Annotated in this window: 15 protein-coding genes; 11 read left to right on the top strand and 4 right to left on the bottom strand. The window is 68.6% G+C overall.

Annotation, left to right across the window (positions count from 1 at the left end; genetic code table 11):
* Positions 1–28: 28 nt before the first annotated feature.
* The 4 genes from M3B01_RS03335 to M3B01_RS03320 are packed head-to-tail and all read left to right on the top strand — an operon-like array spanning position 29 to position 4,071.
* Positions 29–907, top strand: coding sequence for a carbohydrate ABC transporter permease (locus M3B01_RS03335; protein WP_259789416.1), 879 nt, complete (start codon positions 29–31; stop codon positions 905–907).
* Between the two features lie 51 nt (positions 908–958).
* A complete protein-coding gene (locus tag M3B01_RS03330; RefSeq protein WP_259789415.1) occupies positions 959–1,840 on the top strand; it encodes a ketose-bisphosphate aldolase in 882 nt (293 codons plus the stop codon).
* Between the two features lie 18 nt (positions 1,841–1,858).
* Positions 1,859–3,082: an ADP-dependent glucokinase/phosphofructokinase gene (locus M3B01_RS03325; RefSeq protein ID WP_259789413.1), complete on the top strand. Its 1,224-nt coding sequence runs from the start codon at positions 1,859–1,861 to the stop codon at positions 3,080–3,082.
* On the top strand, positions 3,079–4,071 hold the full coding sequence (locus tag M3B01_RS03320) for a class I mannose-6-phosphate isomerase (protein ID WP_259789411.1): 993 nt from the start codon (positions 3,079–3,081) through the stop codon (positions 4,069–4,071). Before M3B01_RS03325 ends, M3B01_RS03320 begins: the two co-directional genes overlap by 4 nt.
* Before the next feature lie 55 nt (positions 4,072–4,126).
* Here M3B01_RS03320 and M3B01_RS03315 read toward each other — a convergent pair whose 3' ends face one another.
* Positions 4,127–5,134, bottom strand: a complete 1,008-nt coding sequence (locus M3B01_RS03315; RefSeq protein ID WP_259789409.1) for a LacI family DNA-binding transcriptional regulator — start codon at positions 5,132–5,134, stop codon at positions 4,127–4,129.
* A gap of 139 nt (positions 5,135–5,273) precedes the next feature.
* Here M3B01_RS03315 and M3B01_RS03310 point away from each other — a divergent pair, with 139 nt between their 5' ends.
* The 6 genes from M3B01_RS03310 (at position 5,274) to M3B01_RS03285 (ending at position 11,075) form a co-directional block, all read left to right on the top strand.
* Positions 5,274–6,299: a substrate-binding domain-containing protein gene (locus M3B01_RS03310; RefSeq protein ID WP_259789408.1), complete on the top strand. Its 1,026-nt coding sequence runs from the start codon at positions 5,274–5,276 to the stop codon at positions 6,297–6,299.
* Between the two features lie 72 nt (positions 6,300–6,371).
* Positions 6,372–7,373 (top strand): ABC transporter permease, encoded by a 1,002-nt coding sequence (locus M3B01_RS03305; protein WP_259789406.1) that lies wholly within the window; start codon positions 6,372–6,374, stop codon positions 7,371–7,373.
* A 9-nt stretch (positions 7,374–7,382) separates the two neighbouring features.
* Positions 7,383–8,183 (top strand): ATP-binding cassette domain-containing protein, encoded by an 801-nt coding sequence (locus M3B01_RS03300; RefSeq protein ID WP_259789404.1) that lies wholly within the window; start codon positions 7,383–7,385, stop codon positions 8,181–8,183.
* Positions 8,176–9,087: a PfkB family carbohydrate kinase gene (locus M3B01_RS03295; RefSeq protein ID WP_259789402.1), complete on the top strand. Its 912-nt coding sequence runs from the start codon at positions 8,176–8,178 to the stop codon at positions 9,085–9,087. Before M3B01_RS03300 ends, M3B01_RS03295 begins: the two co-directional genes overlap by 8 nt.
* A gap of 17 nt (positions 9,088–9,104) precedes the next feature.
* Entirely contained in the window at positions 9,105–9,800 is a 696-nt protein-coding gene (locus M3B01_RS03290; RefSeq protein ID WP_259789401.1) for a nucleoside/nucleotide kinase family protein, read from the top strand.
* 312 nt (positions 9,801–10,112) lie between these two features.
* Positions 10,113–11,075 (top strand): CPBP family intramembrane glutamic endopeptidase, encoded by a 963-nt coding sequence (locus tag M3B01_RS03285; RefSeq protein WP_259789400.1) that lies wholly within the window; start codon positions 10,113–10,115, stop codon positions 11,073–11,075.
* Between the two features lie 19 nt (positions 11,076–11,094).
* Here the strand turns inward: M3B01_RS03285 and M3B01_RS03280 are convergent, their stop codons facing one another.
* A complete protein-coding gene (locus M3B01_RS03280; RefSeq protein ID WP_259789398.1) occupies positions 11,095–12,072 on the bottom strand; it encodes a helix-turn-helix domain-containing protein in 978 nt (325 codons plus the stop codon).
* A gap of 104 nt (positions 12,073–12,176) precedes the next feature.
* Between M3B01_RS03280 and melA the strand changes: the two genes are divergently transcribed.
* Positions 12,177–13,565, top strand: a complete 1,389-nt coding sequence (gene melA, locus M3B01_RS03275) for an alpha-galactosidase (RefSeq protein WP_259789396.1) — start codon at positions 12,177–12,179, stop codon at positions 13,563–13,565.
* 91 nt (positions 13,566–13,656) lie between these two features.
* On the opposite strand, the gene M3B01_RS03270 is transcribed toward melA, so the two are convergent.
* Positions 13,657–14,394, bottom strand: a complete 738-nt coding sequence (locus M3B01_RS03270) for a hypothetical protein (RefSeq protein ID WP_259789394.1) — start codon at positions 14,392–14,394, stop codon at positions 13,657–13,659.
* 188 nt (positions 14,395–14,582) lie between these two features.
* Positions 14,583–15,479 (bottom strand): ArgP/LysG family DNA-binding transcriptional regulator, encoded by an 897-nt coding sequence (locus tag M3B01_RS03265; protein ID WP_259789393.1) that lies wholly within the window; start codon positions 15,477–15,479, stop codon positions 14,583–14,585.
* Between the last annotated feature and the right edge of the window lie 22 nt (positions 15,480–15,501).

Here is a 15,501-nt window from a genome sequence, read left to right as displayed (position 1 = left end):
GAGGACAACGGCGCCGATGTCACACGCCATGAGCTCCCCTGCCCCTGCGGCGGTCACGCCGCTCCGTCCCCGGACCCGGCGCGGAGAAGCGCCGCGCAAGGTGGGCATCCACCTCGCGCTCCTGGTGTGCGCTCTGTTCCCGGCGCTTCCGATCGTCTGGATGCTCTCCACGTCGTTCAAGCCGAACGGCCAGGTCTTCGCCTGGCCGCCGAAGCTGATCACCGCGGACTTCACGTTCGACTCTTATCTCGCGATCTTCGCCGATGGCGAGAAGCTGCGGTTCTTCCTGAACAGCTACATCGTCGCCGGCGCCGTCACGGTGCTCACCCTGCTGGCCTCAGTGCTCGCAGCGTACGCGCTCAGCAGGTACGAGTTCCCGCTGAAGCGGGCGCTGAACGTCGTGATCATCTCGGTGCAGGCGGTCCCTCCGATCACCCTCCTGATCCCGTACTTCGGCCTCGTGGTAACGCTCGGCCTCTATGACACCTATGCGGGCCTGATCCTCACGTACATGGTGTTCACGCTGCCCTATGCGATCATCATGATGACCGGGTACTTCAACACCCTGCCCAAGGAGCTCGACGAGGCCGTCATGGTCGACGGTGCCGGGCCGCTCACGATCCTCTTCCGGATCCTCCTGCCGATCTCCGTTCCTGGGCTGGTCTCCGTCGGCGTGTACACCTTCATGATCGCGTGGAACGAATACCTGTTCGCGCTCACTCTCACGCGGACGAACGAGATGCGCACGGTGCCGATCGGCATCCAGCTGCTCATGGGCCAACACTCCTACGACTGGAGCCAGATCATGGCCATGAGCATTCTCGGCTCCATTCCGATCCTCGTTCTCTTCACCTTCTTCCAGCGGTACTTCCTCAGTGGCATGTCCGCCGGGGCAGTGAAGGCCTGACCCCTCAACTCCCTGGTGACTGCACCAGGGCCCGATGAAAGGACCGAGCGAATGCTCATCACCGGAAATGACCTGCTCTCCGTCGCGAACGAGAACTCGTTCGCCGTCCCGGCGTTCAACATCAGCGACTGGGCGATGATGCGGGGGATCATCGAGATCAGCGAGGAGACCGACAGCCCGCTCATCATCGCGATCCATCCCGACGAGCTGGCGCACGTCGGCGAGGACTTCATGCCCGCCGTCGTCCAGGCCGCCCGACGCGCCTCGGTGCCGGTCGCGATCCACTTCGACCACGGCACCACCTACGAGCAGATGCTGATCGCGGTGCGCACCGGCTTCACCTCGGTGATGCTCGACGCGTCGATGCACGAGTACGAGGACAACGTCGCCCGGACCCAGCAGGCCGTCGCCGTCGCCCACCCCCTCGGGCTCTCGGTGGAGGCCGAGCTCGGCACCATCGGCAAGACCGACGACGAGGCCGAAGCAGGCACCGAAGACATCATTTACACCGATCCCGAGGCCGCGAAGGACTTCGTGGCGAAAACCGGGGTGGACAGCCTCGCTGTCGCCATCGGCACCCGCCACGGCATCTACCCCTCCCACCTCGAGCCCGAGCTGAAGCTCGACCTGCTCAAGGAGATCAAGGCCGCCGTCCCGCTCCCGCTGGTCCTCCACGGCGGATCGAACAACCCCGACGACGAGATCGCCGAGTCCGTGAAGCTCGGCGTCAACAAGATCAACATCTCCAGCGACATCAAGGTCGCCTACCACCAGAAGATGCGCGAGGTGCTCCAGGACGGTGGGCTTCGTGAGCCCAACACCATCCAGCCGGCCTGCATCGAAGCCATGAAGGAGACGGCGGCTCACAAGATCCGCCTCTTCGCGGCCGATGGGAAGGCCGCTCTGTATCCCCGACTGACCGACCTGCGCTGAGAGCAGGAGGGGACGCTGATGACGACATCGATCGTGCTGGGCCTCGGGGGCTGCCTCGACAGCGAGCTCGTGCTCGATCCGGACGTGCTGCAGGACCTGATCGATCACCAGGACCTGGGGACTGCCGAGATCACGCAGCCCGACCGGATCACGACGGAGCGTGAGCTGCTCATCAGCGTCCTCGCCTACCTCCGGGACGGGGTGGGGGGAGAGCGATACATCGAGTCGACCCGGGCACTCCTCGCCTTCGAGACCCGGTTCTCGCGGGAGCTCGCACTCGGCGGCACGAACGTCCGGGCCGGGCGGGTCCTCGCGAAGCTCGGGCACGACAACATCCTGCACGTCCCGGGTCGTGACCCGGAGTTCGAGAGCCTGCTGGTCGACGGATCCGAGGTGCCCCCGACTACGCCACCCGCGACCTACGTGCCCCACCTGATCGTGCAGTACCCGCGGGGGCTCAGACTGCGACTCCGGGACGGAGCCATCGAATCTCCCCACCCGAATCGCCTCATCTTCGTGAATGATCCGGTCAGCGAGCTGACTCCGCTGCATCCTCAGCTCGAGGACTGGCTGGGCGAGGACGGCGTGCTGACGCTGTCCGGCCTGAACTCCATCCGCGACGAGCAGATCCTCGAGGAGCGGCTGACGACGCTCAAGGGAGTGCTGGACTCCGCTCCCACCGGGCTGCGCGTGCTCTACGAGGATGCGGACTACCATGTCCCGGCGTTCCGACGACGTGTCTGGGCGGAACTCGCCGTCCGCGCCTCGGTGGTCGGGATGAACGAAGACGAGCTCGCCTCCTTCACAGGCCGCCCGGTCGACATCACCGACCCCGGACAGATCGCCTCGGCGCTGCACGCCGTGCTCGACGAACTGCCCGGTGGAACGGTCATCGTCCACTCCAAGTACTGGGCGCTCGCCGCCGGGCTGCAGGCTGCCGAGCTCGAACAGGCTCTCGAGGTCGGCATCGCCGCCGCCGGAGCTCGCTTCGTCCACGGCGACAGCGCCGATTCCTCCTCCCTCGAGAGGGTCAGGGAGATGCCGGAGAGCACCGAGGGCGTCGATCTCGCTGCCGAGCTCCCCGCGTTCCTCCGCTGTCCCGTCGTCATCGTCCCGGCACGGGAGCTGACCTCTGCACACCCCACCACCATCGGCCTCGGCGACACGTTCCTCGGCGGCCTGATCGCCGGGATCGTCGACACCGGTGCCGTTCTCGACTCGACCGAAATGGAGCATTCATGAGACCCGTCCCCCTCGCTCGGAACCAGCCCCCGGGACGCTTCTATCGCGGCGGGGAGCAGATCGCGCGATTCCGTGGCCAGCCCATGCAGGACCGATTCAGCCCCGAGGACTGGGTCGCGTCAGTCACGGAGGTCACCGGCGAGGCCGGGGTGGGGCTGACGGCGCTGCCGGACGGCCGCCTCCTCCGAGACGCCGTCGACGAGGAGCCGGAGGCATGGCTCGGTGCCGCGCATGTCGCAGAGTTCGGCACGAGCACCGAGGTGCTCACCAAGCTCCTCGACGCCGGCGAGCGGCTCCCGGTGCACATCCATCCCAGTCGCGAGTTCGCCGCCCAGCACCTGCGGAGCTCCCACGGGAAGGCCGAGGCATGGATCTACCTCACCGACGGCGACGCCCATATCGGGTTCCTGCCCGATGTCACCGAAGAGGAGATCCTTCCGCTGCTCGCAGCGGGAGAGTCGGCGCCCGTGCTCGAGAGGATGCACAGGATCGACGTGCGGGCCGGGGACGTCGTGTTCTGTCCGCCGGGGATCCCGCACGCGATCGGCGGCGGCGCGTTCATGGTCGAGGTGCAGGAACCCGCTGATCTGTCGATCTTCCTGGAGTGGAAGGATTTCCCGCTCCCGGGAGGCGCCGCGGGGCATCTCGGGCTCGATGAGGCGACGGCTGCGAGTGCGGTGATCGCCGGTGTGGGACGGACGGAGGTGGACTCCTTCGTGACGGCGACGGGCCAGGACTGCGGAGACCTGCTCAAGGGCGTCGAGGCTCCCTTCCGTGCGCATCGCCTGCACGGAGGGGATGAGCTCGACGCGGGATTCGCCGTCCTCGTCACCGTCGGCGGCTCCGGGGAGCTCCTCGGTCGGGACGACGAGAGCTTCGCCCTCGAGCAGGGGACGACCTCGGTGGTTCCCTTCGCGTGGGGGCCGTCACGGCTGGAGGGGGAGGGGCTCGAGGTGATCGTGGCGAGACCGCCGAAGGCATCCAGCTGACCTGCCTCCACTGAGGGGTGCAGCTGCACATCCGATGCAGTGTCGAGGGCAGTCGTCAGGGAATACGCGGGCACCCGCAGGAGGTGCGCCGGCGGAGCGACGTGCCGATCACACGGTGCTCGAAGGGGCTCGTAGCACCCTCGAGCCGCCGGATGAGGAGATCCACGGCCTCGTTGCCCATGCGTGCGACGTCCTGGGCGACCGCTGTGATGCCCGGTTCGAACAGGTCCGCCCATTCGAAGTCGTCGTAGGCGGCGAATGCGATGTCCCCCGGGATGGAGAGTCCTGCTGTGTTCACGGCTCGCAGAGTGCCGATCGTCATCGCATTGTTCAGCGAGACGATCGCGGAGGGGGCATCTTCCCCTGCGAGCAGGCGCGCCACGGACTCCTGCGCCGCGGCGGTCTGTGATTCCCCGGAGATGATCAGATCGGGAAGAACCGGCAACCCGTGGTGCTCGAGCGCCTCGCGATAGCCGGACACGCGCGCATCGCTGGTATCGAGCCCGCCGAGTCCGGCGACCGCAGCGATGCGCTCGTGGCCGTGCTCGATCAGGTGCTCCGTCAGCTCCCGTACGGAGTCGGTGTTCTCGGGGACCAGCTGGTCGCAGGGGATGTCGAGGGAGCGGTCGATGAGCACGAGCGGCTTCTGCGCGTCCGCGATCCGGGCGGCCGCCACGCCGTCGAATCCCGGTGAGGGGGCGATGATGAAGCCGTCGACGGCCCTGTCCAGGAGCGATTCCACCACGCGGCGCTCCATCGCCTCCTCGTCGTGGCTGTCTCCGAGCACGAGCATGTACCCCGCATCGCTCGCCCGACGCTCGATCGCGTGCAGGAGCGGTCCGAAGTATGTGTTGGTGAGACCCGAGATAACGAGCCCGAGGGTCCGAGAACTTCCGCCCGCGAGCATTCGGGCCGCATGGTTCCGTCGGTAGCCCAGCTCTTCGACGGCGCGTTCGACGCGTGCTCTCGTCTCAGGATTCACTCGACGGGTCTCGTTGAGGACGTGGGAGACCGTGGTCGTCGAGACGCCTGCGCGCTGCGCGACCTCGGAGATGGTGACCATCGCTGTGCCTCCTCGCCCTTGCCCAGGCTCACAGTAACAGCGAGGTCACAGCCTCCCAAGCGCTTGCGCAAGCGCTTGCGTCGGGCGTACTGTGATTGCGGACACAATGGTCCTCGGACGAGATCAAGGGAGTTCTCAGATGAACGGCACATTTGCGACCTGGGCTAGGAAGCCGCTGGCAGTTCTCGCGGCCGGGGCCCTGATGTTCGGCGCCGCCGGCTGCGGCGGGAGCGGCGACGCGACAGGTGGCGGCGCGGGCGGGGACGGCGAGGTGAAGATCGGGCTGGTCACGAAGACGGACTCCAACCCGTTCTTCGTGAAGATCCGTGAGTCCGCGCAGGCCACCGCCGACGAGCACGGCGCCGAGCTGATCGCGCTCGCCGGAGAGTTCGACGGCGACAACGAGGGCCAGGTGGCCGCGATCGAGAACCTCGTCAGCCAGGGGGTCCAGGGCATCCTGATCACTCCCAACTCCTCCTCCGGCATCCTGTCGGCCATCGAGCAGGCGAGAGCGCAGGGCGTCGTCGTGATCGCCCTCGACACCGCCACCGAGCCCGAGGACGCCGTCGACGCGACCTATGCGACCGACAACTTCGCCGCCGGCGTCGCGCAGGGATCGTGGGTCAAGGCCAGCCTCGGCGACGAGGCGCCCAAGGTGCTCATGCTCGACGGGACCCCCGGCGGCACCGTGGACACCTTCCGGCACGACGGCTTCCTCGAGGGCATGGGGCTGACGGAGGAGTCCCCCGAGGTGCTGGGCATGGAGGACACCAACGGCGACCAGACCAAGGCGCAGACAGCGATGGAGAACCTTCTCCAGCGCGCACCCGACGCGAATGCGCTGTACACGATCAACGAGCCCGCAGCGGCCGGCGGCTACGCGGCGATCGAGTCAGCAGGGCTGCAGGACCAGATCGTGATCGGCTCGATCGACGGGTCGTGCACCGGCGTCGAGAACGTCAAGAACGGAACCATCGGCGCGACCGTGATGCAGTTCCCGACCAAGATGGCGGAGCAAGGTGTCGATGCTGTTGTGGCCTATGCCGAGGACGGCACCAAGCCGAGCGGATTCAACGACACCGGATCCATGCTCATCACGGACAGGCCCGTCGACGGCATCGAGTCCCAGGACACCGCCTGGGGTGCCGAGAACTGCTGGGGCTGACCCGACGAAACGTCGAGCGGGCCGCTTCCCGCACGGTGGCGGCCCGCTCCGGGGAACGGAGCACACATCGCCATGACCACTCCTGCACAGCCGGCGCGGACGGACGTCGGGGCGCGAGCTCGGGACCTCGCCGTCCGTGCGCTCCACGCGCCCCTCTTCGGCGCGACCGTGGCGCTCATCGTCGCGATCGTGATCTTCAGCCTGCTCTCGCCGCGCTTCCTCACGGCGGTGAACTTCTCGCTGATCCTCCAGCAGTCGGTGGTGATCGGCATCCTCGCCGTCGCACAGACCCTGATCATCCTCACGGCAGGCATCGACCTGTCCATCGGCGCCATCGCCGTGCTCGGCACGATCATGCTGGCCCAGGCCGCAGGCGCCGGCGGGCCGCTCTTCGCGCTGCTCGTGACGCTGCTCGTCTGCGTGGTGCTCTCCTCGCTGAACGGTGCGCTGGTGACCGTCCTCCGCCTGCCGCCGTTCATCGTCACGCTCGGTGCCTTCACCGCAGTCGTCGCGGCGACCCGGCTGTTCGCCGGATCCCAGACCTTCCCGGTGAGCGACCCGCTGCTGCGGCTGCTCGGCACCACCTTCTCCATCGGCGGATTCGTGACGACCTACGGCGTGGTCGTGATGCTGCTCGTCTACGTGGTGATCGGGTACGCGCTGACCCAGACGGCCTGGGGCAAGCACGTCTATGCGGTGGGCGGGAGCCCGACGGCCGCCCGGCTCTCCGGCGTGAAGACCGACAGGACGGTCTTCTCGGTCTACGTGCTCGCCGGCATCATCGCGATAATCGCGGCCTGGGCCGCGATCGGCCGGATCCCGAACGCGGACCCGAACGCCTACCAGAACGCCAACCTCGAGACGATCACCGCCGTGGTCATCGGCGGCACCAGCCTCTTCGGTGGACGAGGCGGAGTGCTCGGGACATTGATCGGGACGCTGATCGTCGGCGTCCTCCGCAACGGACTCACCCTCGCAGGGGTCGACAGCCTCTACCAGAACGTCGCGACCGGCGTGCTTGTGATCGTCGCCGTGGCCGTCGACCAGTTCATGCGCCGACGCAACTCACGATAGGGAGGCACTGTGAACGCCCAGGCACGCACGGAATCCCTCGCCCTGCAGGCGAGAGGGCTCGTCAAACGGTACGGAAGCGTCACCGCCATCGACGGCGCGGACTTCGACCTGCGCCAGGGGGAGGTGCTGGCGGTGATCGGGGATAACGGGGCCGGGAAGTCCACGCTTATCAAGGCCCTCGCCGGGGCGGTAATCCCCGATGACGGTGAGATCAGGATGAGGGGGGAGCCGGTCGAGTTCCGCAACACCGGTGATGCTCGCGCAGCCGGTATCGAGACCGTCTACCAGGACCTCGCGGTGATCCCCGCGCTCGACATCGCCTCGAACCTGTTCCTGGGCAGGGAGATCCGCCGGAAGGGCATCATGGGGGCCGTGTTCCGCCGGCTCGACATGCCCGCGATGCGTGCGGAGGCGTCGAAACATCTCGGGGATCTGAAGATCGGGCTGAAATCTGTCACGCAGTCGGTCGAGACCCTCTCCGGAGGGCAGCGACAGGGAGTCGCGGTCTCTCGAGCGGCAGCATTCGGCCGCGGAGTGATCATCATGGACGAGCCCACGGCGGCACTCGGAGTACGCGAGTCGGGACAGGTCATCGAGCTGATCCGCTCCATCCGGGATCGAGGGATACCGGTCGTGCTCATCAGCCACGACATGCCCCACGTGTTCGATGTCGCCGACCGGATCCACGTGCACCGGCTCGGGCGCCGCGCCGCCGTCGTCGATCCGACCCAGCGCTCGATGTCCGAGGTGGTGGCTCTGATGACCGGTGCCGAGAAGCCCACCGACCTCGAGGCGGCAGGCGGTGAATGAAGCCCGGCCGCGCGGACTCTTCGCGGGACTGGCGACGCTGGACGTCATCCACAGGGTCTCGACCCGACCCGGGCCGGACGAGAAGGTCACCGCCGAGGCCCAGTTCGTCGCGGCCGGCGGACCTGCTGCGAATGCGGCCGTCGCCTTCGCCGCCCTCGGCGGGAAGGCGGTCCTGGCCACTGCGCTGGGGCGCGGGACCATCGCGGAGACGATCCGCTCCGAACTGCGGGGATCCGGAGTCGAGGTCATCGATCTGGCCCCCGATCTCGAGGACGCCGCGCCGGTGTCGGCGGTGACGGTGCTGTCGACGACGGGGGAGAGATCGGTGATCGGTGGCGATGCTGCGGGGCTGACGGCACCTCGGCCGACGGATTCTCATCTGCGCGAGCTGCTCTGTGATGCGAAGGTGGTGCTGCTGGACGGCCATCATCCCGAGATCGCGCGCGCGGTTCTCGGCAGTGCGAGGGACCGGGAGATTCCGACGGTGCTCGACGCGGGTCGGTGGAAGCCGATCATGGACGTGCTGGTCGGCGAGGTGGGAGAGGTGATCGCCTCAGCAGCCTTCCGGACACCTGGTGCCGCCGACTCGGCGGAGACGGCCCATGAGGTGCTGCGCCGTGGGAGCACAGTCGCCGCAGCGACTGACGGCCCGGGCCCGGTGCGGTGGTGGACGCGGTCGAGGAGCGGAGCCGTCGCAGTGCCGTCGGTCGGCGCCCGGGACACCCTCGGGGCTGGAGACGTCTTCCACGGTGCGTATGCCTTCGCTCTCGCGTCGGATCTCGGTCTGGAGGAGAGGCTCCGCTACGCCGGCGAGGTCGCCGCGCTCCGTACCTCTATGGTGGGCCCGCGCAGCTGGCTCCGGGCGATCGCCGACGTCCCCGTGCGGCGTGAGGCGTCCAAGTGAACGGGAGCGGCGATCTCATGACGATGACGCTCGAGCAGCTCGTCGAGCGGGCGAGGGCTCTCGCCGCGCGGGCTCCCAGATCCGTCCTGGGCATCACCGGCGCGCCAGGAGCGGGGAAGTCCACTCTCGCCGAGGAGCTCGCCGAGGCGCTGGGTGCGGAGACGGCCGTGCTCGTGCCGATGGACGGCTTCCACCTCGCGCAGAGCGTCCTCGAGGACCTTGATCGAGTTGAGACGAAGGGGGCTCCCGACACCTTCGACGCCTGGGGGTACGCAGCTCTTCTCCACCGCCTTCGTGCCCAGGGTGCCGGCTCTGAAGAGGTCGTCTATGCACCGACCTTCCGCCGGGACCTGGAAGAGCCGGTCGGCTCAGCGATTCCGGTGCGAGGCTCGACGCCGCTCGTCATCACCGAGGGGAACTACCTCCTGCTCGATGGCCCGGAGTGGGAGCGGGCCCGGGAAGCGGTTGACGAGATCTGGTTCCTCGCCCCTCCGGAGGAACAGCGACTCCGCTGGCTGATCGCGCGACATGAGCGATTCGGGCGGTCGCCTGCGGAAGCGAGAGAGAGGTCCCTCGGCACCGACCAGCGTAACGCGACCCTGATCTCGGCGACATCGACGCGTGCTGACCTCATGGTGCGGGTAGCTGGGCCGCCGGCGCGGAACGGCAGTCGAGGAACCTCGCGCCGAGGACCGCGCACCCCCGCGCGGTGACAGCGCCGTCGTGGCCGCGGCGCGATCCGGCGACAGGTTCAAAGGGCGCTGCAACCAGCGAGCGGAAGAGAGGGCGACTCAGCCGTAGGGCGACCAGGGACGCGGTGTCAGGGTCGCCAGGGTGAGGTCGCGAGGAGCCGGGCGACGACCTTCGTCGACTGCCGACCGACAGAGGTCGCGTCGCGGCGCCGGACCGTGGACTTCCGGGCGCGGCAGGCGTGTGGTGGAGGACATGGACATCGTCGACCTCACCGCTCCCGCCCCGCCGCTTCTCCTGACCCTGCCCGCGCCGCGACCCTGCCGCCGGCTCCCGTGATCCGGTACTCCCGCGTCCCGTGGCGGCGGATCGGCCTGTTCATGCTGATCTCCTACGGCCTGTTCGCGCTGGCCGCGGCTCCGTTCTGGTTCCTGCCCGGAGGCATTGAGCATCCGGCGTTCACCCTCGTCATCGCCATCGGCATGTGGTCCCCGGCCGTCGCCTCGTTGATCATGGCCAAGGGCGTCGAGCGCGTCTCCTGGCGCACCCGCGTCGGCCTGCGGTTTCGCGGACGCGGGGCGCGGATCCTCGCCTGGATGCCGCTCGGGCTCGTACTGGTCGTCGCGATCCTGCTGCTCAGCGAGCTGGTCGCCGCCGTGCGCGGCGCCCCGATGGACCTCACCGGTCGCACCTGGCTCGAGACCGGCATGACCCAGGTCGCCGAGCAGACCGGGCAGGAGATCCCGGCGATCGCCCTCGTGCTGATCACCGTCGCCACCGTGTTCGCCGGACTGCTCGTGACGACGCTCGCGACCCTCGGCGAGGAGATCGGCTGGCGCGGCTGGCTGTGGCCTGCGCTGACCCCGCTCGGCCGGATCCCCGCCGCGCTCGTCGGCGGCATCATCTGGTCGCTGTGGCACCTGCCCGTCGTGCTCATCGGCTACAACTACCCCGGCGCGAACCGTGTGGCGGCGGTGGCGATGTTCCTGCTTCCCTGCATCGCGATGACGCTGCTGTTCGGCGCCCTCACCGACCGCGCCGGCGGCAGCCCGCTGCCCGCAGCGCTCGCGCACGCCGGGATCAACACCCTCTCCGGCGTGCTCCTCGGGGTCGCCGCCACCACCCAGACCATGGCGCACTACTCGCACTTCCTCGACGGTCCCCTCGGGATCGCCGGCGTGCGCCTCATGGCCGTGGCCGGGGGACTGCTCCTCCTCGGCCGGCGCGAGCCCGCGCTGCCGCATCTGGACCTGCTCGGCGACGGACGCGTCCGGCAGGCGAGCTCGGCCGACGGGTGAGCACGCCGCGGCGTGCCCTTCACCGCCCCTGCCGCCGGTACTCCCGCGGCGTCATCCCGCACGCTGAGCTCACGTGCTCGTAGAAGCTGGACAGGGACCCGAACCCGGCCTCCTCGGCGATCGCGGTGACGCGCAGCGAGGTGGTCAGCAGCAGGCGCTGCGCCTCGGCGACCCGGCACATGGTCACGTACTGCCCGAGCGTGACGCCGACGGTGCGGCGGAACACCGTCATCGCATGCGAGGGCGTGAGGTGCACGGCCCCGGCGACGTCGGCCATGCGCAGCGCGGAGCGGTGATGGTCGCGCACGAACTGCGCCATGGCGCTGACCTGCCGGAGCCGCTCGGCCGGGACGGAGCCGGGCCCGTCGGCCGGGATCGCCGGGGTCGCGCGGGAGGAGGCGCGCAGCACGCGCCTCACCGCGGCCTGGATCTCGAGCAGCGCGATCTCCAGCCCGTCGGCGCCGGCGGAGTCATCGACGGCGTCCCCACCGGCGGTCCCGACGGAGGGGTCGTCCGGCGCGTCGGCCGTTCCGTCCTCGGAAGGGTCACCCCGCCCGTCGGCCGATAACGTGTCCGGAGGCACGCCGACCTCGCTGCCCTCGATCTCCCGCGCCCACTGCTCGGCCATGTGCGCGATCCGGCGGGCGAGCTCGAGGGCGTGGGTGATCAGCGGCTGCGCGCCGAGCAGAGGAGCGGTCTGCGACTCCGGCAGCCCCCAGGACAGGAACTGCGCGAAGGGCACGTGCAGCCAGCACATGTCACCCGTGCGCGAGTCGACCAGGCCGTGCGGCTGCGCCGCCCAGAACACCGCGATCTCGCCCTCGACGATCGTCAGGCTCTGCCCGCCGAAGAGGTAGTGCAGCCGGCCGTCCAGGACGAGGTTGATCTCCACGTCGTCGTGGCGATGCATCGAGAGCATCGCCGGCGGGGCCCCGCGCCGCACCCACAGCCCCGGCGGCCGCTCCTCGACCCGCTCGTCGATCCATCCCTCGCTCATGCGCCCACCGTAGCCGCGCCATGACCTCGGCCGCCGAAGGATCCTGGAACTTCCGCCGAGGATCCCGGGAGACCTCCGATGACGTGCGCCCCTAGCGTGTCCGTATGACGACGACGCATCTCAAGAACCCCAAGATCACCCTCATCGGCGCCGGCGGCTTCGTGTTCCCCTTCCGGCTGCTCAGCGACATCCTCTCCTTCCCCGCGCTGCGGGAGTCGACCCTGACGCTGATGGACGTGAACCCCGACAAGCTGGGCCCGGTCGCGGCCGCGACCCCCGAGCTCGTCGCCCACCACGGCTTCGGCGCCACGGTGGAGGAGACCACCGACCGACGTGCGGCGCTGGACGGCGCCGACATCGTGATCATCACTTTTCAGGTGGGCGGCGTGGATTCCTACCGCCACGACGTCGAGATCCCGCGGAAGTACGGCATCGACCAGACCGTCGGCTACACCGTCGGCCCCGGCGGCGTGTTCCGCTTCCTGCGCTCGGTCGCCTCCTACGACGAGATCGCGGCCGACGCCCTCGAGGTCTGCCCCGACGCGACCTTCATCAACTACGCCAACCCCATGGCGATGGCCACCGCGTACCTGAGCGCCAAGGGACTGCGCACGGTGGGCCTCTGCCACAGCGTCCAGGGCACCACCCGCATGCTCGCCCGCACCCTCGAGATCCCCTACGACGAGGTCTCCTACCGCTGCGCCGGCATCAACCACCAGGCCTGGATCCTTGAGTTCATGCACTGCCAGGAGGACCTCTACCCGCGGCTGCGCGAGGTGATGGCGGCGAAGCACCAGCGCGGCCGCGGTGCGGCGGACCTGGCGGGCGACGACGGCGACCACTCCGAGGCCGCGGAGGCCGCCAGCACCTACGAGGGCGGCAACGAGCAGGTCCGCACCGCGATCATGAACGCCTTCGGCCTTTTCCAGACCGAGTCCAGCCACCACGCCTCCGAGTACCTGCCCTACTTCCGCAAGACCCCCGAGCTGGTGAGCGAGTACATCCCCGAGCGCTGGGACTACTACGAGATCTGCGCCGCCCACGACGACCAGGGCGACATCGATGCCCAGCTCGAGCGGCTGAAGGGCGAGCTCGCTCCGAGCGTCGAGTACGGCGCGAGCATCGTGAACTCGATCGTCACCGGCACGCCCAGCGTAATCCACGGCAACGTCCCCAACCGCGGCGCGCTCATCCAGAACCTCCCGGCCGACGCCTGCGTCGAGGTGCCTTGCCTGGTCGACGCCCGCGGCGTGCAGCCCACCGCGATCGGGGAGCTGCCCCCGCAGCTCGCCGCCCTGAACCGCACCAACGTCAACGTGCATACCCTCGCCGTGCGCGCGGCGCTCGAGGGCGACCTCGAGAACGTCTTCCACGCCGTGGCGCTCGATCCGCTGACCGCTGCGCTGCTCACCCTCGAGGACGCCCGCGCGATGACCGAGGAGCTGCTGGCCGCGCATGCGGAGAGGCTCCCGGAGCGGCTGCGCGAGGGCTGAGAAGTCTCAGTGATGAATGATCAAACTATGCATGAACTATCGAAGGGAGTGCTCGGCTCAGCGAGGCTCGTGTCCCCTCGCCGTTCTAGTTTTAGGAGTGGCTGTCTCTCCCGGGCGGGAATACATGCCAGGTGAATACGGACCAGTTCGGCGTGTCCTTCTGGCCGGGCGTTGCGGGGCGGGTAGAGATTTTTGGTGGAACGCTCGGAACTTTCTCGGAAAGCCTAGCCAGTTTTGAAGGGTTCAGGAGCCCGTGCTGACCTCCGGTGGTGGTCAGGGAGAAGTGCGATGCGCTGTCCCTAGGAGGGGCGTGCAGGAGGCGCTGGCCCTTCGCTCCATGGGCGGAGAAGAGCCCCTTCTGTAGGAGGTTTCTTACGGAGCTCTTTGGGCCTGCGAGAACAAAGTAGCAGGCAGTCGGAGTTTCACTGCTGGCTACGAGGCTAAGTCGGCAGAGGTCGCTGAGGATGTTCTCTTCGCGGCAATGACTGGATGTGGACCATTTTGCCTCTATCGCAACCCGGGTCTCGCGGGCTTCGAGCCCAGCCTTCGTTCTATCTGCGCCGGATGCCTTGCTGGTGATGGCAAAGTCGAGCTCCCGCTTTCGTCCAGAGGTGATGTTGGGGTCCTGAAGTGCTGGCGCTGCATAATTGGGCTCTAGCGTCCATCTGTGATGATCGATATTCGAGGCGAGGATTTCGTTCAGTGTGCCGTGAAGGTAGTGCTCTCCAAAGGAGTGTCCTCGCTCATTCGCGAAGTCAAACTCAAGTTTGCCGTGGATTCCGTCGGAGAGTTTCCTGGCTAGTGCTCGTGGGTTGACCGGGAGGCTCATGCCTGTATTTAATCACTTTGTGCATCGCTTGTCCTGTGTTTTTAATGACTTGCAAGATCGTGCTGCCGGAAGTTACTTCGGGTGACTCAGATCTGAGCACGGAAGGAGGTAGTCGGAGGGTGTCGTCGTCGCCACGGCAACTCAAAGGATCATTGAGTGGTTGACGGGACTCGCGTGCTCTCCCACCTTCACCATCGCACCAGCTCCCGCCCCGCCGCCGCCAGCACCGCCTCCGTCAGCCCCTCGAGCAGCGTCGACGGGGTCCTCGCCACCTGCCAGTACAGCGCCGAGGTGACGGGCTCGCCGCCGAGCGCCACCAGGTCCCCGCTCGCCAGCAGCGGCTCGGCCTGCATGGTCAGCAGCATCCCCCAGCCGAGCCCGGCGACGACCGCGTCGGCGAGCTCGTGTGTGGAGGGGACGAGATGCCGCGGGGCGAGGGCGGGATCCACTCCCTGTCGGCGCAGCCAGGCGGACTGCAGGTCGTCGTGCGGGTCGTAGTCGATCCGGGGCGCGCGGGCGAGCACCCCCGCGTCGACGTCTCCCATCGGCCCGGCCCAGCGATCCCGCCAGGCGGGCGAGGCGACCGCGACGTAGACGATGTGCCCCAGCGGCAGGCAGCGGTATCCCGGCGGTGCCGCCGGGGACGAGGTCACGGCCGCGAGGGCGGCGCCGGTGGTGAGCAGCCGCGCGGTCTCGTCCTGGTCCTCGCGCTGCAGCTCCAGCTGCGCGTCGTGCTCGCGGGCGAAGTCGGCCAGGGCCGGCAGGAACCAGGTGGCCAGGGAGTCGGAGTTCACGGCGATGCCGAGGCGCGGCAGCTCGCCCTGCGCGTCGAGCCCGAGCGCCGCGCTCGCCTCCTGCTCGAGCAGCGCCTGTCCCCGCGCGAAGCGCACCACCACCTCTCCGGGCGCGGTGAGCCGCACCGGTTTCGCGCGCACCAGGAGCCGCTGGCCCAGCTGCTGCTCGAGCAGCCTCAGCCGCTGGCTCACGGCCGACGCGGTCATGTGCAGGCGTCGCGCTGCGGCTTCGAGGGTGCCCTGCTCGGCGACGATCCGGAGCGTCTCGGCGAGGGAGGGGTCGACGCGCATGCCCGGATCTTAGATGAAGCCG

The organism is Brachybacterium sp. p3-SID957, from assembly GCF_025144775.1.
GTDB lineage: Bacteria > Actinomycetota > Actinomycetes > Actinomycetales > Dermabacteraceae > Brachybacterium > Brachybacterium epidermidis.
Note: the sequence above shows the minus strand (reverse complement) of the source record. Positions and strands in the feature narration are given on the sequence as shown.